Raw genomic sequence first — 20,712 nt, 5'->3', positions numbered from 1 at the left:
ATGGCCCTGTTTCCGGAACACCATGGTTCGCCCGCACCACGTCCTTCAGCAACGGCATGGATCCTGCTCGTCCTGTTCATCATAATCCTGGTGATCGGGTTCTTTATTGCCATCTTCCTTCTCTCCTACTCCGATGGGGGAGGAGTCACTGTGGTCAGGATGGAAGGGACGCTTGTCACGGGTGATAAATCGGGCGACGATTTTTCCGCAAGCGAGCAGGTCGGCAGGGAGCTGCGTGATGCTGCGGATGACCCCATGGTGGAGGCGATCGTGCTCCGGGTGAACAGCCCTGGCGGCACGCCTGCAGCAGCGCAGGAGATCATCCGCGACCTCGATTATGCAAAATCAAAAAAGCCGGTCGTGGTCTCGATGGGCGATATGGCGACATCCGCCGCCTACTACGTGTGCGCCCATGCCGACAAAATCTACGCCGACCCAGACACCTTTACCGCAGGCGTTGGCGTGATGTGGACGTTCCCCGATATATCGCGGTGGATGAGCAAGGAAGGATATAATGTCAGTATCGTCAAGTCGGGGAGCAAGAAAGACATGGGCTCGTCATCGCGGCCGTTGACCGAGGATGAGTTCTCCTATGCACAGGGGATTGTTGACGCGAGCTTTGAGGAGTTCATCAGCGATGTTTTGGTGCAACGGCAGATCGCCCGCGCCGATATCGAGGACGGCAGGGTGATCCGCGGTGCCGATGCAGTCAGGATCAATATTGTGGACGAGATCGGCAATTTAAACGATGCAATTGACGGCGCAAAAGCGCTTGCCGGGAGCAGGGGGTTCCTTTAGATCATCTGCACCGGGTCCGCTTTCATGAATTCGCGGGCAACGGTCGTCGCATAGTGGCCGGGTGGCAGCGTGAACTGCAACCGGACATCAGTATTTTTTGTGCTGGCCCGTATCTCTGTGCGTAGTGCGATGGGGCGCAGGGCACCATCGAACCTTGTTTTGACAAAGACGGAAGCGTGCCGGAACTGTTCTGGTCCGATACGCCGTTCTTCCATGAGCCCTGTGATGTATTGTTCGCTCTCCGATACCGGCCGGGGCTGCTCTTTTCCCGGCATAAAGATCGCGATGCTGCACCTGCCGCGGCTGATGTGCTGTGCAGCGGTTGCTGCGTTCCCGGCATTAACAATGTCCTCTTTTTTGTTTGCAAAGAGGAGCCGGTCTCCTGTGCGGGGCTCAGTAAAGGAAAATCCCTCTTCTATCCTGTGGCTTAGTCCCTCGTTGAACAGGTATGACTGGAACGCCGAGACAAACATCGAGAGGAGTTTTGGGGGGAGCACGTGGAGGGCACCGGCATAATCCCCGGGATGGTTATGGAGGTGCTGGAGCATCGCCCGTTCATATCCCATCGCGACGGGCAGTTCCCGGAGGGCGGCCTGAGGATCGCGGTTTGTTAAAAATGCGGTGCGGACCAGCCGTACATTCTCCGGTTCCAGTGGAAATGCCAGTCCGATGTACGTGAGCACAGCCCCTTCATAGTCGCCGGTAAGGATGTGTTCACCGACTTTGTGGGTGACCGGGCGTATTCCCCCGAACCGCTGCAGGCCGTAATAATTCGGGATGCCCGGTTCTGTATCGTGGGATATTTTTTTGACCTGCTCTTCCAGACCCTCAGCTGCGCACTCACGGATCATGATATCGAACCGGTTTCCCAGCAGGTCACCAAGCGAGAGCCGGGTATTCTGCCGGCCGACAGCCTCAAGGGTGATATCCTTGAGCCTGACATGTTCAAGAGATTCGGGCTCCACTTTGTAGATCGAGATGAGCTGTGTGGTGACTGCCCGGCGGTCCTTGGTGCCTGCCCAGCCGATCCTGCGGTGGCTGATCCCGAGATGTTTTGCAATCTCTTTTATGGCATGCTGGTGTTCCCAGTTTTTTTTGGTGAGCCGGCAGATGAGGTACGGCCCGGTGCCGGGCATTTGGGGAAGCGGGAGTTCCCCGACAATAAAATCTTCAGCACTCAGGCGTAACTTTCCCCCGAATCCTCCCGAATCGCTTGCATACCAGCGCATGCCGAGGTCCTTTTCAAGAGGGAAGGGGCTTTTAATCATAGGAGGGAAAGGTTTCCGGAAATCCTGTCTAGGTCTTCACTCTTTGCCGGCCCAAGGCCGAGTGCGGTGATGGTGCCCTGCGGTATTTCGGTCATCCCGGCGTCCTGTATCAGGGACGAGGAGATACCAGCGCGTTCCGCGATCACTTTAAGTTCATGGAGCGTACGCTCGTTGTCAGCCCTGAGTACCACTTTCTTCTGCCCTTCGCTGTACCATGCTTTTTTAAGGTTTTTGTCGGCATGCTCATACGCCCCGATGGACGCGTGTGCTGCCTGTGCGCACTTCTTGCCGCAGCTCATTTTGATATCGTTTCGTACAATCAGGCACTGCTTGTACCTGAAAATTGGCTCGTCTGCCATCGGGTATGATCTTGGTGCTCCCCTGTCAAATAGGTAGTGTCACGGTTAAATCAGTCGGGGGATTTTCCAGTCACCATCACGAGCTTTACAAGGGTGTATTCCAATAGTAATCACGAGAGGTTCATGCAATGCTGGCAATTCCAACACGTCTCCCTTATCTGGAGAAAGCGACATTTGGTGCGGGCTGTTTCTGGGGAGCCGAAGCTGCGTTCCGCGGGGTGCCGGGAGTCACCGGTACGGCAGTCGGGTATATGGGTGGTACGCGTGAACACCCTTCATATCGCGATGTCTGCACCGGTCTGACCAGGCATGCAGAGGTCGTGGAGGTCATATTCGATCCGGGGATTATATCCTACCCGCAACTGCTGGACGTGTTCTGGACAATCCATGACCCGACAACTCACGGCCGCCAGGGCGTTGATACCGGCAGCCAGTACCGCTCGGCAATCTTTTACAATACTCCTGAACAGAAGACGGCGGCTGAGGCGTCAAGGGAGCAGGCAGCCTGTTCCGGCCGGTTTGAGGATCCGGTCGTCACAGAGATCATACCGGCAAAAATTTTCTGGAGAGCGGAGGATTACCACCAGAGATATTATGAAAAAAGAGGAGGGTCCGGATGCAGGATCGGTAAAACCCTTTTAACCCAAAAAAATCACACGCCATGAGTATTTCGTGATCAGATCGTTTTTAAAAAACACAGCATCATCTGTAATAACCTGCTGATGATGAATTCAGGCCATCTTCAAATGACTGGGGAATGTCAGGGTCTTCGGGCGGAAAGTACGGTCCGGGAATATACCCAAGCGCACGGAGAATTTCCTTTCGTACTGAAAACGGCCGCCTGCTGATGAGCGCCCTGAGTTTTTCAACCGGTACCGGTATTTCATGAATCAGGAGGTGGCAGGGGGAGCAGACGACAAGGATATGCCGCTCGCGCTCCTTTGGAGGTGGATCGTTTCCCTTCATTTTTGAAGGAAAACCATGCAGCTCGAGCAGGGAGAGGGGTATGTAATCCCTGCAGAGTTCGCACGTGGATTCAAGGGCTCGCTTGATCTTCTCTTCATTCCGGGGAGAGATGCCCTTGCACCATGGTTCTGTCATGGTATGCCTCCTTGCTCATTGGTGCATTATCCCATGGCATGCTAAATAGGTTTCCTTAACGGATGAACGGCATCCCAATGGTAATTTTTTTATCGCCGTTATCGTTTTTCAACCGGGAGAAAATCCGACCGTGAGAAAAACGCGGATTTTGCCTGTTGTCACAAAAAAAATTTTGGATGGTTTTTGATTTTTACGGGAAAAGGTAACCCAGCGCCTTCATCTTTGCAAGGAGCGTGCGTATCTCTGTCTCCTGCCGGTTGGTAAGGTGCCTGCCCTGCTGCACGAGCCTGCTCATTTTCATCAAGTCTGAAAGAAGGGACTTGCGCTTGTCTTCGGGGACCTTGTCGGTGTGATGGACCCATTTGATCATGTCAAACCAGAGGTTGCGGTTCATGCTCCAGTCTGCCGGTTGCCGAAGAGGGGGTGGTGTGGGAATTGTTTCGGCAGTCTTTGGTTCGGCCCCCCTTTCATCAGGAACGGATGGGGACTTTTGTGGCTCTGCCCCCACTCCTTCAGGGGCCGGTGCAGGAGTTTCTGGAAGCATGGCCGGCGGTGACGGTTCCGGGAGCTGCAACTTGACGGAAGGCGAAGGGAGGAGAGGCTCCTGCTCTTGTTGTCCGGCGGGATCATGAGATGGCCCGGGAATATCATCATCCGGCTTCCGCGTTTGATCCCCGGCCTGCTCCTGTCGTGGTGAAGGGGCCGGGGGCAGCTCAATCACTCCGGCCGACTGCGTCTTTTGTCCGCCGGGTTCACCGGTGAGGGTTGTACGCCCTTTTGTGAGAGCATGAATGACGCGATCTTTCTCTTCCATCTCACGTACAGCAGCGTTCAGACGGTCTTCTGCGGATTTGTGTTTCTCCTTCTCTTCAGATAACGCGGCGGTCAGCAGGCCGATGTCCCGTGATGCTGAATCGAGAAACTGCTGAACGTTTGCATACTTTGCGCGGAGCTCTTCCCGCTCGGTTTCGGCTGCTGTAAGGAGGCACTGCTCCTGCTCAAGGGTATGGAACTGCGCTTCAAGATCTGCCTGTGCCTTTCCCTGAGAGTCTGAGAATACCTCGTGAGACTGGGCTAACCGGTCGCGTTCACACGTAAGAATGGCGACCTGTTCCCGGAGTTCCCGGTTTGCCACGGTTTCGTCCGAAAGCCGATCCTGTGCCTGGATCAGTGCTGACTGCATGTCGGCAAGGCTCTGGCTCACATGACTGATCCGATCATGGGACTCCTTCTCCCTTGCATCCAGTTCCCGCCGGAGATTCTGTGCATCCTCTTCAAGCTTTACCCGGCCCAGTGCCTCTGCCTCCCGCGCTGAAGCGGCTGATGCGAGTTCTTCAGAAATTGCCCGGTTCTTTTCCTGTTCCTGTTTCAATGCCCCGCCTGTCAGGACCAGTTGCTCTTCAAGGCCTTTTCTGGCCAGTTGTTCCTGTGCAAGCGCTGTCGACTTTGAGGAAATTTCCGAGTTGAGGCGTTCAACATTCACGGCAAGATCTTCAAGTCGCTCTTTTTGTTCCTGCTGTATGCTCTCTCTCTCTTTGTTAAGTGCGGCAACCTGTTCTTTGAGGGCAGCAGCCATACGGCTCTCTTCTTCAAGCAAGCGCCGTGTGCTCTCGAGCGCCGTCCCCTTTTCCGCGAGATCCTGCAGGAACTTGTCGGATTGCGTGCGCAACAGGGTTTCCTGCTGGTCTTTTGCCTGCAGGGCGGCATTGAGCCTGTTGATTGTTTTCGTCCGCTCCTCAACCTCCATATGAAGGTTCTTTACCGTTGCGTCCCGTTCACCTGTGACGGCGAGGAGCCGTTCGCTGAGTTCCTTTATCGCCCCCTGCAGTTCATCCTGCATCCTCTCCTGTTCATGGCGGATGCGGACGGCAATCTCGAACGTGGAAAGCAGGAATTCAAGGAGCTGCCTGCGGTCGGCATAGACCGAGTAATCGCACCCCTCGTGGGACACTACAAACCGCGTCCTTACTGATGGCTGCGGCTTTTCTGCTTCGTGCGCCTTCACAAGGTCATCGATGGCAGAGAGCAGGGCCTCCGGGTCGGCGGGTTTCGGAATAAAAGCATCTGCGCGGGAATCCAGCACCGCAAGAAGCACGCTGACATCACAGAGATCTGTCAGCAGCAGGACGGGGAGGTCCTTTTGTGCCTCATCCTCCTTGATTGTTTTACAGAGTGTAAAGCCATGAAACGATGCGCACCCGGTATCGATCAGGATCAGGTTTGCACGGTCCGTCCTGATGGCATCGAGCGCTTTTTTTTCATCCGAAACAACCGAATAGAGGTACCCTTTCTGTTTGAGGTGGGTAAGGAGACCTTCAGCCCGTTCCGGGTTATCACTTACAAAAATGATCATGTGTTCACCATCCGAAAGATATAATTTTGAGCGCTCATGGAAATGACCTTAATATCCAGAGATATATCGTAATCTTTTATATGCCTGTTTATCGGCGAACCCATGAATTACCTGTGCTGCTTTTTAAAAAGGGTATCTGCATATAAACCGGAACTTCCGTCTCCGGCAGGGAACGCATACAAAAAGTGTAAAAATAAATGAGGGTTTTACACCAGTGGCAATCAATCCTGCTGGAATGCGCTTTTAAAAAGCCAGCGGTGGTTCAGCTGCTCCCGTCGTTTTCCCTCGGTATGCCGCTCGCGGATCACCTCTGCAGGGATGCCGGCAACGACATGGTTTGCCGGTACGTCCTTGGTGACGACTGCTCCTGCGGCAACAATCGCCTGGTCGCCGATCTTAATCCCGTAGAGGATAGTAGCACCGGAGTAAATCTTTGCATAATCCCCGATGAACACGCGCCCGTACGTCCGCTCCTCATGGTTGGACTCGGAGTGGGTATGGGTGAGGATGCGCACATATTCCCCGATACCGACTGAGCTGCCGATGGTGACGCCCCCCTTGCTGTCGATGAACGTACCTGCGTTCATGAACACATTATCGCCCGATTCAATGAACTGCCCGAAATTGAACCTCACCCCGTTCTCGCAGCAGAAGTTTTTGCCGCACTTCCTGAACAGCTTTTTTGCCAGCACCCTCCGGAAAGGGAATGCAAAGTTTGTTGCAAGGCACAGGGGCGAGCGTTCCATTGCTTCCCATAAAAAGTGCAGGTACCGCTGTTCATCGGTGAAGGGGTACTCATTTGCTATCGGGAGGTATTCGGCATAAAGCCTGATCTCTTCAAGCAGTGATTCCTCGGGCACCGGGCACCCTATCCGGTACAGGACGGATGCGGTCTTTTTCGCATCAAGGCCGGTCTTTATGATCCCGGTGAGTTCATCCAGCAACTTTGCGGTCTCTTTCCCGTCAGTCTGATCTGCCATACAGTGTAATCATGCCCATAGGAGATGAGCATTGTGCTACGGTGTGGTTGCGCAGGGGTCCCCTTTTAATCTTTTAATAGGTTCCGCACCGATAGATTTACATGGATTTTAAAACGGTCAAAAAATGGGTTGTGTTTTTTGCCGGAATTCTTGCGGCAATCATCATCGCCGACTGGCTCTCAAACCTTATTGTAACTGCAGCCGGTATCGGTGGATGGCCCAGATTTCTGGTCAGCTTTATCCTCTATGCAGTGCTCTTTTTTGCCATCCTGTACGGGATCGAGAAAATATTTGGCATCAGTTTTTTTGGCATAAACCGGGACGGGTACGAATGAATATGCCGGGCCGGTAATACCAAAATCCCAAACATATTCTCATGTCAGTTTTCACTATTTTTTCGGGTGCATCTCATTCCCGAACCATACCGTACGCTGCGGGAACGGTATTTCGATGCCTGCTCTCTCAAGGGCAGTTTTGAGCTGCGGGAGGAGATCGGTCAGGGACGACACGTCATCCTGCGTGTTAGCCCATACCGAAGGGAACCAGGCCCTGATCTTGATGGTAACGCTGCTCTGTGCAAGGTCGCTGACAAAGACCTCGGGTACCGGGTTTTTTAGTACAAAGGTAAATCTGTCCAGGGCCTCTTTAATGATGGATACCGCCCGTCCGCTGTCGTCACGGTACCGGATATTTATTTCGTAATCGTACCGGCGGGCTGCATTGCTGTAGTAGTTGCTGCTCGCAGTCGTGTAGACCTGGTCGTTCGGGATGTGGACGGTTACTCCGCGAACCGTCCTGACCATAGTGGCAAACAGGGTGATGGAGACAACCGTGCCGGACGTCTCGCCGACACAAATAAAATCGCCTCTGGCAAACGGGCGCTCATACATGAGGGCAACACCGGCGACAGCATTTGCAATGACTTTCTGCCCGGCAAGCGCAAAAACGGCAAGCGACCCGATGAGGATCCAGAACACTATAATCAGCCCGGCATCAAAGAAGGGGGGAACGGTGATCGCCATTGCAGCCAGTACAAAAAGGATCCGCACGACCCTGATCCAGAAATCGAGGTGTTCTTTTTTTACACGGTGGGAGAAATGCCGCTTGAGGTAATAGGCTGCAAAGATACCGGCGATATATGCGATGATAATGGCAAGAATAAACCCAACAAGTTCGACAGGGCTTGCCGTTCCCACAAGGTTCTCATCAGACTGGATCAGGTAGATCATGCTTTGTGCATCCATTCCGCCCAGCGCGGAAACGTTGACCGGAATCATGCCACACCAAACTCCATGAGGTGCCCCCTGCCATGCACAGCCGGGATCCTGCGTGCCATGTAGAGCTCGATGCACGGGCTCATGCCCGAAACCGCGGGCTTCTCATCAACGGATGTCCGGGCAATCATGGGTGAATACAGCTCCATGACTGCTGTCATCGCAACATACTCCCCGTAGAAGATGTGCATGCTGTGACTGTCAAAAACAGCACGTGATACCTCGATAGTCCGTGCCGAGGTGTTTTTAAGCGTCAGCGCGAGTACTCCCTCCGAAAAATGGTCGACGACCGGTATTTTTCCAAAAATTCTGCTCTGGTAAAACCGGGTGATCTGCCCGTCACCGGGCGAGCCATAGAGCGAATACTTCGTGGGGGTCTTTGAGAAGATATCAAGAACGTGGAGGTCACCGCCAGCTTCAAGGAACACCCCCATCTCGACAGGAAATGTCAGGAACACCTGCTGTTCTGACTGGGGGGGAATGGCAGTTGCGGGGAATGCAATCTCGAGCAGGCGGGTCAGGGGGAGCGGAAGGTTCACCGGCTCTACCGGGTTGATGATGATGGTACCCCTGCCGGAAGGCAGGATCTTCTCAACGGTCTCCCCGCAGCACGAACGGATGTACCGCGGGATCTCTGCAGACCGTTCAAGATGTATGGTGACAAAATTATCCGTATAGGAAATATCCCCTTCGTATCGCCCAAACACAATGGAGAAGATCAGGGTTGGCGAATCATAAATGTGACGAAACTATAAACAAACAGGATCAGTTTCCCATACATATATATGGATGGCATTAAAATCCTCAACAATTAATCTGGGGTAAAAAAAGAGCAAAAAATGCCGGGGAAAAGAGACAATGGATGATATTCGGAGAATGCCGGCAGAAAACACGAAAAACAGGCAGGTACCTGTACATCCCGCAGCAGAAAAAGCAGCATCTGAAAGGGAGGAAAAATTCCGCGAGATATTCGACAAGATAAACGACGCGATTCACATCCATGAAATTCTGGATGACGGGAGCCCGGGCCGGTTCATTGAGGTAAATGAGGTTGCATGCCGGATGCTGCAGTATTCAAAAGAAGAATTCCTCAGCCGCACCCCGCTTGACTTTACCACGGATTACCACAGCCGGCCCCTTAAGCAGATCATAGCGGAGCTTGCAACCCATGGTTCAGCCCTGTTTGAAACAGAACACAAAAGAAAAGACGGGGTCATCATCCCTGTCGAGGTCAATGCACATGTCATCCAGTTTGGCGGAAAGAGGCGGGTGCTATCTGTTGTCCGGGATATTACCGGGCGCAAGCGGTCCAAAGAAGCATTGAGGGAAATCGAAGAGAAATATCAGGATTTCATCGATAATGCAACCGATTTAATACAGAGCGTCACGCCCGAAGGGAAAATTGAATATGTCAACAAGGCATGGAAAAAAACGCTTGGTTATTCGGAAAAAGACATCCCTCACTTATCATTGATGGATTTTGTCCATCCGGATTCCCTGTCACATTGCATGGAAGCCTTTAAACGCGTATTGTCCGGAGAGAATATTCGCGATATTGATGCTGTTTTCATCAGCAAGGATGGCAAAAAGGTCTCTGTCGAGGGAAATGCAAATTGTCGGTTTGTTAATGGAAAACCAACATACACCCGCGGCATTTTTCGTGATGTCACCGAGCGCAAGCAGATGGAAAAGGTAGTCCTCGCCTCACTTAAGGAAAAAGAGATCCTGTTAAAGGAGATTCATCACCGGGTAAAGAACAACCTGCAGATTATTGCAAGCCTCCTCTCCCTCCAGTCGCGTTATATCACCGATGAAAATGTGCTGAATGCGTTAAAAGAGAGCCAGAACCGTATCAAGGCGATGGCGCTCGTGCATGAACGGCTCTACCGTTCGGAAAATCTTTCCTCGGTTGCCCTTGCAGATTACCTGCGGTATCTTATCGACAACCTGTTCGGGTTTTATGGGGTAAACCCGCAGATGGTGCGGCTGGCTTTCGATGCAGGGGACGTAAAAGTGGACATCAATCAGGCGATCCCGATAGGCCTGATCATGAATGAACTCGTCTCGAACTCGCTCAAACACGCATTTCCGGAAGGAGAAAAGGGAGAACTCACTGTTACCATCAGGCGGGACGAAAGTGCCCTTGTGCTGACAGTTCATGACACCGGCCCCGGTATCCCGGCAGATTTCGACTGGCGCAATGCCAAATCCCTCGGGCTCAGGCTGGTGATCTCCCTTGTGGAACAGTTACAGGGCACAATCGAACTTGACCGGTCAGGCGGGACGACATTTAAGATCATTATCCCAAAAAGGCCGGGTCAGGGGGGCAATCATGATGCAGCTTCCTGATGATGTTCCCAATGACAAAAGGAGAGGATGACTGGTATGACCGGTACCCGGGAATCCGGATCCTTATTAACGGAAAACGGGTGGAGGGTCCTTCTCCTTAGCACTTCTGTCCTTATTCTTCTCTTTACGGTCTATTGTCTCGCGCATGGCATCACGATCATCTTCATGCACCTGTATTATTTCCCGATCATCCTGCTTGCGTACCATTACCATAAAAAAGGTGTAATCCTGTCTGCCGTGCTCGGGCTGCTCTACGTCGCCCTTGTCACATTTTTTGTGTTCCCGGACATGGAGGTTATAGCCGGAGCTCTTGTCCGGTTTGTTGTCTTTGTCGGGATCGCAGCGGTAGTTTCGTACCTTTCTGAAACCCTCAAAAAAAGGGAACTGGAGCGCAACACCATTATTGCTAACTCCGAGGACGGTATCTTCGTTGTCGATATGCCCCTGCGAATGATTACGGAGGTGAACCGCCGTGGTGCCGGCATGCTGGGATATACGACAGACGAGCTGGTCAACCAACCCCTCGATACAATCTGGCATGAACGGCAGGAGCTGATCCGGTGTTCGGACTTAATCAGTTCCGCAGGATTTGCCCGGAATTTCGAAGTGCACCTAGTCCAAAAATCCGGAGAGACGCGAACGGTTCTCCTGTCCGCCGGGGCACTTCCTGAACACCGCGTCGTCCTGACGGTCACCGACATCACCGATCGCGAGCTCATGCTCTCAGAGATGCGCAGGCTTTCCGATGTACGGGAGAGCATCATTAAAAATGCGAACGTCTGGCTGATGTTGATCGATCCACGTGGCCGGATCCTCGAATGGAACAAGGCTGCTGAAGAGATCAGTGGATATGCGGCCGCCGAAGTTACCGGTTCAAACGCTGTTTGGAAACTTCTTTACCCGGAGAAAATTTACCGTAAGGAAATTACGGAAAAGATATCGGGGATCATTAAGCGTGACAATTATCTTGAGAACCTTCAGTCTACAATTGTTGCCAAAAACGGGACGAAAAAGACCCTCCTCTGGAATACCCGCGGCCTGCCAGACAGCAAAGGTACCCCTGGCAATTATATTGCAATTGGCATTGATATCACCGATCGCGAAAAGGCCGGGCAGGTATCAAGGGAGTATGCGGAATGGTACTCAACCCTCCTCAGGACAACCCGGGACGGCTATAACCTTGTTGATGCCAAGGGCCGGCTGATTGAAGTAAACGACAATTACTGCCGTATGACCGGGTTTTCCCGCGAGGAACTGCTGGGAAGATCCATTTCTGACCAGGATGCAAACGAGAGCAAAGACGCTGCGGTTGCGCACATGCAGAAAATTCTTAAAACAGGCTCAGACCGGTTTGAGACCCGGCACCGGACAAAGGACGGCGGGATAATTGATGTCGAAGTAAGCGTATCTTTTCAGGCTCAAAAACGGCAGTTTATCGTCTTTGTGCGTGATATTACCGAACGAAAACGCGCTGAAAAGGAGATTTATGAGAGTGAAGCAAAGTTCCATACCATAGCAGATTTCACTTCCGACTGGGAATACTGGCAGGCAGAGGACAAACAGATCATCTACATGACCCCGTCCTGTGAACGAATCACGGGTTATACCCCGGAGGAATTTTTTGCAGATCTGAACCTTTTGGAAACAATTGTACATCCTGATGATCTCTCATCAATGCAGGAACATAACCGGGTCGCATGGGAAACCCGTCAGGTATTGTCCAAGGATTTCAGGATTATGCACCGGGACGGCACCGTGCGCTGGATTGGTCATGCCTGCCGGCATGTCTACGATGCTGAAGGGAACGCTGTCGGAAGACGGGTGAGCAACCGGGATATCACTGACCGCAAGCGGCTGGAGATCAGTCTGACAGAGAGCGAGGGGCGGTTAAAAGAGATCCTTGAATCGATGATCGCCGGCGTGGTAATCATCGATCCAGAAACCCATACTATTGTCGATCTCAATTCAGTTGCAGCCAGAATGATTGGGGCCCGGAAGGACCAGATCGTCGGTTCGGTCTGCCACCGCTATATCTGTCCCGCAGAGATCGGGGCATGTCCTATTACAGATCCGGAACTGACGGTCGATAAATCTGAGAAAGTTTTGCTGACGCACCATGGCGAAAAAATCCCAATCCTCAAATCGGTTGTCCCTATTACCATTAATGAACGTCCCCACCTTCTTGAAAGCTTCATCGATATCTCTGACCTGAAGCAGGCCGAGTCTACGCTACGTGAGAGCGAAGAAAAATACCGTGCATTCTTCAATACCTCGCGTGACTGCGTGTTTATCACTACAGCTGACGGCAGATGGGTCGACCTCAACGATGGGGCGGTGGAGCTCTTTGGGTACGGCAGCAGGGAGGAGCTGCTTCAGGTCAACATACGTGACCTCTATGCGAATCCCGGTGAAAGAACCCGGCATATCGACATTATCAGGCAGAAGGGATTTACCAGGGACTTCCCGATTGAACTGAGGAAAAAAGACGGCTCAGTTATCAACACGCTCATCACATCAGTCGTCCGGAAAGACAAAAATGGCAACGTGGTAGGGTTCCAGGGAACGGTCAGGGATATCACCGAAAAGAAAGCCACCCAGGATCGCATTGAAGTACTGCTCCACCTGCAGGAAGAGCAGCTCAGGATTATCAACACGAGCCCGGCGGTTGCTTTTCTCTGGAAGGCTGAAGAGAACTGGCCGGTGGAAATGGTAAGCAGAAATATTTCACAATTCGGGTATTCAGTTAATGATTTTGTATCGGGCAGCGTTTTATACAGTTCCATTATTCATCCTGATGATCTTGGGCAGGTAGCTGCTGAAGTGGAATACAATAGTAAGAATAATATCGACGAATTCAAGCAAATCTACAGAATCTTTGGAAAAGACAGGTCGGAATACTGGATCGATGACTATACACATATCCGCCGGGATAAGGATGGAAAAATCACCCATTACGAGGGAATTGTTATTGACATCACCGAACGTAAGATGGTAGAGAAAGCACTTGCACAAAGTGAATACCGGTACCGTATCCTTGCCGAGTCAGCGCAGGATGTCATCTTCATCATTAATCCTGATTTGAAGTTTTCATACATGAATTCATTCGGAGCGGATCAGTTCGGAAAATCACCCGGAGAATTGACCGGAATGTTATTACAGGCGCTGTTTCCACAGGAGACCTTTGAAAAAATAAGTGCCATCATTCACCAAGTTGTCGAGAGGGGAAAAACACAACATATTGAGATGGAGATCCCTCTTCCCTCTTCTCACCGGTGGTATGATACCCATTTTGTACCTCTCCTGGATAAGGACGGGGACGTCTTTTCCATACTTGGAATTTCACGGGACATTACTGAACTGAAGGATAAGGAAACTGCACTGAAAAAAGCCCATGATGAACTGGAGATGCGGGTCCGTGAACGCACTGCAGAGCTTGCCCATGTAAACATCGAACTTGAAGATGAGATCACCGAGCGCAAGCGGATCAACGAACACATTACAAAACTGAGCGCGGTAAAAGAGGGACTTCTTGCCGCTCTGAGTCTAAATGAGAAACTCAAACTCATCACTGAAGGGGTCGTGGAAATTTTCAATGCCGATTTTGCCCGGATCTGGATGACTAGAGACTCCGATCTCTGCGAAAAAGGCTGCCAGCACGCTGCCGTGACAGAAGGTCCGCATGTCTGCCGGGACCGCACCCGCTGCCTCCATCTCATGGCCAGTTCCGGGCGGTATACCCATATCGATGGCGGTCACCGCAGGGTCCCCATGGGTGCCTATAAGATTGGGCGTGTTGCAACTGCCGAACACCCGGGATTTGTCACCAATGATGTCATAAACGATCCCCGTGTCCACGACCACGAATGGGCACGTTCGTTAGGGCTGGTCTCATTTGCAGGGTACCGGCTCAGCTCGGCTGAAGGCCGGCCGATCGGTGTTATCGCGCTTTTCAGCAAGAACAAAATCGAACCATGGGAAGAAAAATTACTGGAAGATATCGCCAGTACGGCATCGCAGGTCATCCTGAAAGGAATGGCCGATGACGCCCTGAAGGAGAGCGAGGAGCGCTTCCGTTCCCTTGTTGAAACGACCAGCGACTTTGTCTGGGAAGTAAACCAGGACGGGAAATTTATCTATGTCAGCCCGAAAGTCAGGGACCTGCTGGGATACGAACCTGAAGAAGTCATCGGGAAGACGCCGTTTGACCTGATGCCGCCTGATGAAGCAGAAAAAACAGGAAAAATATTTCTGGAGATCGTTGCGGGTCAAAAGTTCATCGTAGGACTGGAAAGCATTAACCTGCATAAAGACGGGCAGCGTGTTGTGTTCGAAACAAATGGCGTCCCTTTTTTTGATACGAACAGGAACCTCCTGGGATACCGTGGGATCGCCCGTGACATTACCGGACGGAAAGCTGCAGAAGAGCAGATCGTCAAATCACTCCATGAAAAAGAGTTCCTCCTCCGCGAGGTACACCACCGGGTCAGGAACAATTTCCAGATCATCATCAGCCTGCTCTCGCTGCAGTCACGGAGCATCGGAGATGAGGTATGTGCTGCTGCGATGCAGGAGAGCCAGAACCGGATACGGGCGATGGCGTTTGTCCATGAAAAACTCTATACCTCGCAAGACCTTGCAAAAATAGAACTGGAACCGTATATAAAATACCTGACTACCCAATTATTTACCCTCTTTAAGGTGCCCCCCAGAACCATCGGACTTGTCATTGATGCCACTAACATTTTTGCAGATATTAACACCACAATTCCATTCGGCCTTATTGTCAACGAACTGGTCTCAAACTCCCTCAAACATGCGTTCCCCGGGGGGAGGAAAGGTGAAATTTCCATCAGCGTCAGGGATGATAAAAAAGGTCTCACGTTGAGCTATCGCGATAACGGGGTCGGGTTTGGGAAGGATTTTGACTGGCGCACTACCGATACCCTTGGGTTTAAGCTTATTATTGGTCTGGTAGAACAACTGGACGGGACTATCGAACAGCAACCCGGAGAAGGCACCCGGTTTGAAATCACGATAAAAAGAAAAACAGACGAGAAAGGAAAAACCCATGGGACATTCAACCCGGTGCCGGAATGATCATACATGCCACGCAGGAAATATAGTCGAAAACCCTGCTTTCAATACAACCTGGTTTTTCTCAAAAATAGTTGTTTTCGACAACCGGAGCAAACGGCAACGAGAAGGCCATGAGAAGAACTGCAAGGTTCTTTAAATTGTCGAATCTCGAAGAGATGAGACAGGAGAAGAACTGCAAGGTTCTTTAAATTGTCGAATCTCGAAGAGATGAGACAGGAGAAGAACTGCAAGGTTCTTTAAATTGTCGAATCTCGAAGAGATGAGACAGGAGAAGAACTGCAAGGTTCTTTAAATTGTCGAATCTCGAAGAGATGAGACAGGAGAAGAACTGCAAGGTTCTTTAAATTGTCGAATCTCGAAGAGATGAGACAGGAGAAGAACTCGTCTGAATTCTTCGAGGCGTAAGCCAAAGCCCCCACGAACGATTAAGTGTGAAAAACGTGAAGATTTCAGGCGCTAAGTTGGCATATTATCCTGATTGATTACCGGGGTCAAAAAAAATTTCTGATACGGCATGGCAGCCGCCTCACATGTCGCAGCAGTAGCACGTGGTATTCTGCAATGCCTTGGAGTTCTTGATCATCGAACATGTCCCGAACTTGTCCCATGGGTTGATCACCGTGGAACGGGTGATCTTTCCAATCTTTACCATCGTTTTCAGATCGGCAACAACCTTCCAGACATAATTGATCGGACCGTAGCTCTTCGTACCATTCCCGACCGGGTAGATCGCCGGGTCATCGGCAGTCAGGAAAACATCCGGCACGCTGCCGATGAACCGCGGCACGCCCGCATCGATGAAGACGTAATCCTTCTTCCCGTCCGAGAACACCTTAAGCGAGGCGTCGGGGATCTCCTCGACAACCCGGATCCCCGTTGTCTCGTACCCGAGGTCTTCGTATACCATGAGGGCGACATCATAACCTTCGCGTGCGAGCAGGTTTACCAAAAGCAGGCTCTTTTCGTCCGAGTCGCCTGCCTTGTCATAGATAACCTCGATGGGATACCTGCGCTTCGGCGACGGGTTTTCCACAAACGGGATCTGCTGGACGAACGCGACGATCAGCTCGAAATACTCATCGTCAGAGAGGTATCCCCCGTGCCGGTACCGTGCATTCCGCAACTCCCTCAAAACATTACCGTAGAGCTCCTCCATTGCCGGGTCAGATTCAAAAGAGCTGATGTAGGCTTTGATTGCTTCAGGGTCCTGGGCGTTTTGCGGCAGGTAAACCTTTGTCTGCCGGGCGCCGTAATACACCGACATATTGACCGGCACCCGGATGGTGTACTCGTGGGAGCCCGAGTAAGGGGCATAGTTGAACGTGAAAGTCCGGTGACCGACCCGGGACACGTCGCCGACCGGGATAATGAATTTCGGGGACGGGGCCCCCGTTGTTTCCGCCGCACCTTTTATTGGGCTTTGGGCCGGTGAAGGCACCGGGGTACCCGGCACAACCGCAGGTGTCATAGTAGAGGTGGGTGCAGCAGATCCCGGTATCTGGGGGTTGATAGTTACCTGCACGCACCCGCAAAGAAAGAGGGTTACAATAAGAAGAGCGATGGCAGAATTACCTGTGCGGTTCATGAAGACAACTGATCTATTCTCTTCCCGTATTTCATTTTTGGCATTTTTTTATGTATGGGGTAAAAAACGAAACGTTCATGAACATCGTATCCAATTTTCAATCAGGTAAGGTTTTTAGAAATGAGAGAATTACTTGTTGTTTGCCTCGTGCTTGCGGCGGTTGCCCTTGTCCCCGGTGCATCTGCAGCAGATCACAAAATAACGTTCCAGAACCATTGTACATATCCCGTCTGGGTCAACTCTATTATAGGCCCATTTTCAAAATTCCCTGCGGCATCTCCTAATCCTACAGGTATATGTGCTCCATGCCAGTGCTCCGTGGATTTTTGCTGTCCCTCTTCTGTTTGTCCGGAAGTAAAGTGCAACGGAACTTCATCATGCACCAGCGGTGAAGCCCTCCCGGATGGCGGGGGGTTCAAGCTTGAATCAGGGTCGACAGGTACACATTCGCTGACCGTAAAGAAGGGGTGGGGGGCGGCGTTCTGGGGACGTACCGGTTGTTCGGATGACCACAATGACCTCCAGTGCGAGACAGCCGGTGCCCTGAGTAATCAGGACAACAAGGACAAACTGCAGGCCGGGGGCATCAGTTCCAAGTTCCCGGCAACAAAGGGCGAGATAACATTCGACGGGTATGGTGATCAGGATTTTTATGATATGAGCATCGTTGACGGGTATAATCTCCCGATCCAGATTGAACTTAAGCCGGGCACATACAAGAAAGTCGGAAGACCCGATTTCCAGTATGACTGCGCGGCTGCCGGCGGGGGTGCGGATCTCAACGCTGTAGTAAATGCTGAGGCGGCACTGCTTGCCAATAAAACCCAAGACGGAAGAACCATCGGGGTTTTCAGCGCGTGCAAGTATTCCTTTGTGGCCACAGGAAGCGAGAACAAAGAATACTGCTGCATTCCACCGTACGGGCAATTCAAGGACAGAGACAATAACGGCGGCCTGTACTGTGATCCAACGACATGGCCGGATAACCTGAACTCAGCGACGCTGTTCAAGAAATATTACAAACTTGCCTACAGCTATGCTGACGATGATAAAGCTTCGACATTCACCTGTAAAAACGCAGGTCCTGATACATTAACCGAATACATTGTCACATTCTGCAGTGGTAACGAGGGCGATCGCATCTACCTGCCGGGCAGCGATGACCATACCCATATGCCGGTGATCGGCCCCGTCGTTACCCCTTCACAGACTCCCGAACCTGTTCAGGCTCCGGAACCGGAACAGACTCCAGTGCAGCGGTACATTCCCGGTAGTTCGGGCCAGAACTTTTAATTTTTTTTATTCCCTCGGGGAATCATGCCATCGGCAGCCTGATTCTTCTTTTCTGGTCTGTAATTGTCCGGATGACCCCCGCGGTCTCCGGCATCTTCACCTGTCTGTTACCTCACATGAACCGTACGCGGACACGCACCATATATTACCACCCCGCTCTATCAGTCTTATGAGAGTGATGGTATGAAACGACCTGCCCTTCTCATCATCGATATGCAGAATGATTTTGTGTGTGACAATGCGCCGCTCAGAGTTGCGCAGGCAACATCTGTCATACCGGCAATCCGGGAAGTACTCGAATTGTTCCGGGCAAAAAACCTCCCCGTCTTCCATATCCTGCGGGTCCACCGCAGGGACGGTTCTGATGTCGAGATCATACGGCAGGAACTTTTTAAGGTCCAGCCCTTTGCCGTTGAAGGGACATATGGTGCAGCGGTAATCGATGAACTGGCTCCTGCCCCGGGTGAGTATGTCATCCATAAGACACGGATGAGTGCGTTTATCGGGACGGAACTCGACCTCATGCTCCGGACCCTCGGCATCACGGACCTCATCGTGACCGGCATCCAGACCCCAAACTGCATCCGGACCACCGTGTTCGATGCGATCGCATATAATTTCCGGGTGACTCTGGTAAAAGATGCAGTCGGCGCAAGAAATGACCAGATCCATAATGCCAATCTGGAGGACATGGCAAACATCGGGGTCAGGATTGTGAAAGCAAAGGACCTTGCATCCGTCCTCTGAAGCTGCCAGCGTGAGAGGATAAAATAACCATGCTGACAGGAACGGAACTCGCGCTCGCCGGGTTCGCTGCATTCGCGGCAGGGATCATCAACGCCCTTGCCGGGGGCGGTACACTGGTCTCTTTTCCCGCCCTTATCGCGATCGGGATACCCGAGGTTGCTGCAAATATCACCAATACCGTGGCACTCTGCCCGGGCTACCTCGGGGGTTCGCTTGCCCAGAGAAAAGACCTTGCAGGGCAGGGCAGGCGCCTCCGGCTTTTCCTCCCGGCCGGTATCCTCGGCGGGATTGCCGGGGGCGTCCTCCTGCTTGTAACCGGCGCCCAGGTATTCCGGGCCCTTGTCCCGTTTTTGATCCTGCTCGCCTCGTTTTTGCTGGCAGTCCGGAACCGGCTACGGGACTGGATTAGTAACAGCTGGGACCGGCACCTGCCCGGTGATGACGGGGCTGCAAAGGCGCTGGTGCCGGTCAGCCTGACAGCAGTCTATGGCGGGTACTTTGGTGCGGGGCAGAGCGTCATCATCCTGTCCGTGCTCGGGCTTTTTATTTCCGATAACCTGACCCGGCTAAATGCACTCAAGCAATGCATCACACTTGCGTCCAATGTCGCCGCAGCTGTCTTCTTCCTCTTCTCGGGAATGATCATCTGGCCGGTTGCCGCGGTGATGGCTGCAGGAGCCCTTGCAGGGGGAGCTGCCGGCGGCCGGTTTGCAGGATACATCAATCCCGAACTGCTGCGGTGGACGGTTGCCGGGATCGGACTTGTTGCAGGGACTGTCCTTCTGGTGCGGCTGTAACAGGAGAGAATTCCCCGGTATTTTTTTAATTTAACCCGAATCGCAACATCAATGTTCCGGGCACCTAATGCCAGTAACGCCTGATATAGAGCTCATGGTCCTGTATGATTGGCGTGAAGAAATGGAGGATCGCAGGGATGAACACGATGCAGACGACGAGGTTTCCCGCAAGCCAGCCATTCAACACCGGCCCGACTTCGCTCCACAGGATGGTTCCACCAAGCGCAAGAGTAACCGAACCCCAGACGGCACCGGCAGCATTATTGAGAATGATGCCAAAGACCACAAGAACCCCCATGTCACGCCGGGTCTTCAGCGCCGGGTCACATGCAAACGCCCTGAATGCAATGAGCGGGATGAGCACCTGCCAGAGATCGGCAAGCGACCAGTACAGGCTGACATCCGGCGGGAGACCGCTTAAGAGCCCGGCCCCGATGTAACAGCCCGCGTAAGAAGCCGCAGCCCCGTACATGCCAAACCATAAGGTAAAGACAATCATCAGGGCAACTACGACATACAACGAGGACGCCCCCGGAGCGATCCCAAAGGAGAAGACCACGAACTTTGCGACAAGGGTATTGATACAGACAAGCAGGAAAAAGAGCGCGATATACAGGAATAAAGGAACAGTTTTCCGCCCTTTTGTGTCCGGGGATACAGCAGGCTGCGTGGTCACCTGGCACTCCGGTTAAATATCCATACAAATACTAT

17 protein-coding genes are annotated in these 20,712 nt (G+C 52.2%); 8 read left to right on the top strand and 9 right to left on the bottom strand.

The window, feature by feature from the left end; all coding sequences use genetic code 11:
* Complete coding sequence (gene sppA / locus OS112_04185) at nt 1-798, top strand: signal peptide peptidase SppA (GenBank protein WAC05833.1); 798 nt, start codon at nt 1-3, stop codon at nt 796-798.
* Here sppA and truD read toward each other — a convergent pair.
* Nucleotides 795-2,066 carry a tRNA pseudouridine(13) synthase TruD gene (gene truD / locus OS112_04180; protein WAC05832.1) on the bottom strand — a complete coding sequence of 424 codons (1,272 nt, stop codon included), beginning with the start codon at nt 2,064-2,066 and terminating at the stop codon, nt 795-797. The two genes, sppA and truD, sit on opposite strands and share 4 nt — an antisense overlap.
* Nucleotides 2,063-2,425 carry a peptidyl-tRNA hydrolase Pth2 gene (pth2, locus tag OS112_04175; GenBank protein ID WAC05831.1) on the bottom strand — a complete coding sequence of 121 codons (363 nt, stop codon included), beginning with the start codon at nt 2,423-2,425 and terminating at the stop codon, nt 2,063-2,065. The genes truD and pth2 overlap by 4 nt, the downstream gene beginning before the upstream one ends.
* A gap of 128 nt (nt 2,426-2,553) precedes the next feature.
* On the opposite strand from pth2, the gene msrA reads away from it, so the two are divergent.
* A complete protein-coding gene (gene msrA / locus OS112_04170; GenBank protein WAC05830.1) occupies nt 2,554-3,090 on the top strand; it encodes a peptide-methionine (S)-S-oxide reductase MsrA in 537 nt (178 codons plus the stop codon).
* A 37-nt stretch (nt 3,091-3,127) separates the two neighbouring features.
* Here msrA and OS112_04165 read toward each other — a convergent pair whose 3' ends face one another.
* From OS112_04165 to OS112_04155, 3 genes are all read right to left on the bottom strand, one after another.
* A complete protein-coding gene (locus OS112_04165) occupies nt 3,128-3,526 on the bottom strand; it encodes a hypothetical protein (protein ID WAC05829.1) in 399 nt (132 codons plus the stop codon).
* 190 nt (nt 3,527-3,716) lie between these two features.
* Nucleotides 3,717-5,879 (bottom strand): response regulator, encoded by a 2,163-nt coding sequence (locus OS112_04160; protein WAC05828.1) that lies wholly within the window; start codon nt 5,877-5,879, stop codon nt 3,717-3,719.
* Between the two features lie 221 nt (nt 5,880-6,100).
* Nucleotides 6,101-6,859 carry an acyltransferase gene (locus OS112_04155; GenBank protein WAC05827.1) on the bottom strand — a complete coding sequence of 253 codons (759 nt, stop codon included), beginning with the start codon at nt 6,857-6,859 and terminating at the stop codon, nt 6,101-6,103.
* A 101-nt stretch (nt 6,860-6,960) separates the two neighbouring features.
* Between OS112_04155 and OS112_04150 the strand changes: the two genes are divergently transcribed.
* A complete protein-coding gene (locus tag OS112_04150) occupies nt 6,961-7,194 on the top strand; it encodes a hypothetical protein (GenBank protein ID WAC05826.1) in 234 nt (77 codons plus the stop codon).
* Nucleotides 7,195-7,248: 54 nt separating this feature from the next.
* Here OS112_04150 and OS112_04145 read toward each other — a convergent pair whose 3' ends face one another.
* Together OS112_04145 and OS112_04140 are read right to left on the bottom strand one after the other, a co-directional pair.
* Nucleotides 7,249-8,136: a mechanosensitive ion channel family protein gene (locus OS112_04145; GenBank protein ID WAC05825.1), complete on the bottom strand. Its 888-nt coding sequence runs from the start codon at nt 8,134-8,136 to the stop codon at nt 7,249-7,251.
* Entirely contained in the window at nt 8,133-8,840 is a 708-nt protein-coding gene (locus OS112_04140; protein ID WAC05824.1) for a DUF432 domain-containing protein, read from the bottom strand. Before OS112_04140 ends, OS112_04145 begins: the two co-directional genes overlap by 4 nt.
* Nucleotides 8,841-8,991: 151 nt before the next feature.
* On the opposite strand from OS112_04140, the gene OS112_04135 reads away from it, so the two are divergent.
* Together OS112_04135 and OS112_04130 are read left to right on the top strand one after the other, a co-directional pair.
* The gene (locus OS112_04135) at nt 8,992-10,482 is read left to right on the top strand and encodes a PAS domain S-box protein (protein ID WAC05823.1); all 1,491 of its coding nucleotides are present in this window, start codon (nt 8,992-8,994) and stop codon (nt 10,480-10,482) included.
* A gap of 36 nt (nt 10,483-10,518) precedes the next feature.
* Entirely contained in the window at nt 10,519-15,579 is a 5,061-nt protein-coding gene (locus OS112_04130; GenBank protein WAC05822.1) for a PAS domain S-box protein, read from the top strand.
* Between the two features lie 526 nt (nt 15,580-16,105).
* On the opposite strand, the gene OS112_04125 is transcribed toward OS112_04130, so the two are convergent.
* Complete coding sequence (locus OS112_04125) at nt 16,106-17,164, bottom strand: hypothetical protein (protein WAC05821.1); 1,059 nt, start codon at nt 17,162-17,164, stop codon at nt 16,106-16,108.
* Between the two features lie 120 nt (nt 17,165-17,284).
* On the opposite strand from OS112_04125, the gene OS112_04120 reads away from it, so the two are divergent.
* The 3 genes from OS112_04120 (at nt 17,285) to OS112_04110 (ending at nt 20,001) form a co-directional block, all read left to right on the top strand.
* Nucleotides 17,285-18,457: a hypothetical protein gene (locus OS112_04120; protein ID WAC05820.1), complete on the top strand. Its 1,173-nt coding sequence runs from the start codon at nt 17,285-17,287 to the stop codon at nt 18,455-18,457.
* Nucleotides 18,458-18,640: 183 nt separating this feature from the next.
* Nucleotides 18,641-19,204, top strand: a complete 564-nt coding sequence (locus tag OS112_04115) for a cysteine hydrolase (protein WAC05819.1) — start codon at nt 18,641-18,643, stop codon at nt 19,202-19,204.
* A 29-nt stretch (nt 19,205-19,233) separates the two neighbouring features.
* Nucleotides 19,234-20,001: a sulfite exporter TauE/SafE family protein gene (locus tag OS112_04110; GenBank protein ID WAC05818.1), complete on the top strand. Its 768-nt coding sequence runs from the start codon at nt 19,234-19,236 to the stop codon at nt 19,999-20,001.
* Nucleotides 20,002-20,065: 64 nt separating this feature from the next.
* On the opposite strand, the gene OS112_04105 is transcribed toward OS112_04110, so the two are convergent.
* Nucleotides 20,066-20,677 carry a hypothetical protein gene (locus tag OS112_04105; protein WAC05817.1) on the bottom strand — a complete coding sequence of 204 codons (612 nt, stop codon included), beginning with the start codon at nt 20,675-20,677 and terminating at the stop codon, nt 20,066-20,068.
* Nucleotides 20,678-20,712 lie beyond the last annotated feature (35 nt).

This window comes from Methanoregula sp. (assembly GCA_026625165.1).
Classification (GTDB): domain Archaea; phylum Halobacteriota; class Methanomicrobia; order Methanomicrobiales; family Methanospirillaceae; genus MVRE01.
Note: the sequence above shows the minus strand (reverse complement) of the source record. Positions and strands in the feature narration are given on the sequence as shown.

What these genes read in the sequence shown, in the direction of transcription:
- sppA (WAC05833.1), top strand. Translation starts at nt 1, where the DNA reads ATGGCCCTGTTTCCGGAACACCATGGTTCGCCCGCACCACGTCCTTCA.
- truD (WAC05832.1), bottom strand. Translation starts at nt 2,066, where the DNA reads ATGATTAAAAGCCCCTTCCCTCTTGAAAAGGACCTCGGCATGCGCTGG.
- pth2 (WAC05831.1), bottom strand. Translation starts at nt 2,425, where the DNA reads ATGGCAGACGAGCCAATTTTCAGGTACAAGCAGTGCCTGATTGTACGA.
- msrA (WAC05830.1), top strand. Translation starts at nt 2,554, where the DNA reads ATGCTGGCAATTCCAACACGTCTCCCTTATCTGGAGAAAGCGACATTT.
- OS112_04165 (WAC05829.1), bottom strand. Translation starts at nt 3,526, where the DNA reads ATGACAGAACCATGGTGCAAGGGCATCTCTCCCCGGAATGAAGAGAAG.
- OS112_04160 (WAC05828.1), bottom strand. Translation starts at nt 5,879, where the DNA reads ATGATCATTTTTGTAAGTGATAACCCGGAACGGGCTGAAGGTCTCCTT.
- OS112_04155 (WAC05827.1), bottom strand. Translation starts at nt 6,859, where the DNA reads ATGGCAGATCAGACTGACGGGAAAGAGACCGCAAAGTTGCTGGATGAA.
- OS112_04150 (WAC05826.1), top strand. Translation starts at nt 6,961, where the DNA reads ATGGATTTTAAAACGGTCAAAAAATGGGTTGTGTTTTTTGCCGGAATT.
- OS112_04145 (WAC05825.1), bottom strand. Translation starts at nt 8,136, where the DNA reads ATGATTCCGGTCAACGTTTCCGCGCTGGGCGGAATGGATGCACAAAGC.
- OS112_04135 (WAC05823.1), top strand. Translation starts at nt 8,992, where the DNA reads ATGGATGATATTCGGAGAATGCCGGCAGAAAACACGAAAAACAGGCAG.
- OS112_04130 (WAC05822.1), top strand. Translation starts at nt 10,519, where the DNA reads ATGACCGGTACCCGGGAATCCGGATCCTTATTAACGGAAAACGGGTGG.
- OS112_04125 (WAC05821.1), bottom strand. Translation starts at nt 17,164, where the DNA reads ATGAACCGCACAGGTAATTCTGCCATCGCTCTTCTTATTGTAACCCTC.
- OS112_04120 (WAC05820.1), top strand. Translation starts at nt 17,285, where the DNA reads ATGAGAGAATTACTTGTTGTTTGCCTCGTGCTTGCGGCGGTTGCCCTT.
- OS112_04115 (WAC05819.1), top strand. Translation starts at nt 18,641, where the DNA reads ATGAAACGACCTGCCCTTCTCATCATCGATATGCAGAATGATTTTGTG.
- OS112_04110 (WAC05818.1), top strand. Translation starts at nt 19,234, where the DNA reads ATGCTGACAGGAACGGAACTCGCGCTCGCCGGGTTCGCTGCATTCGCG.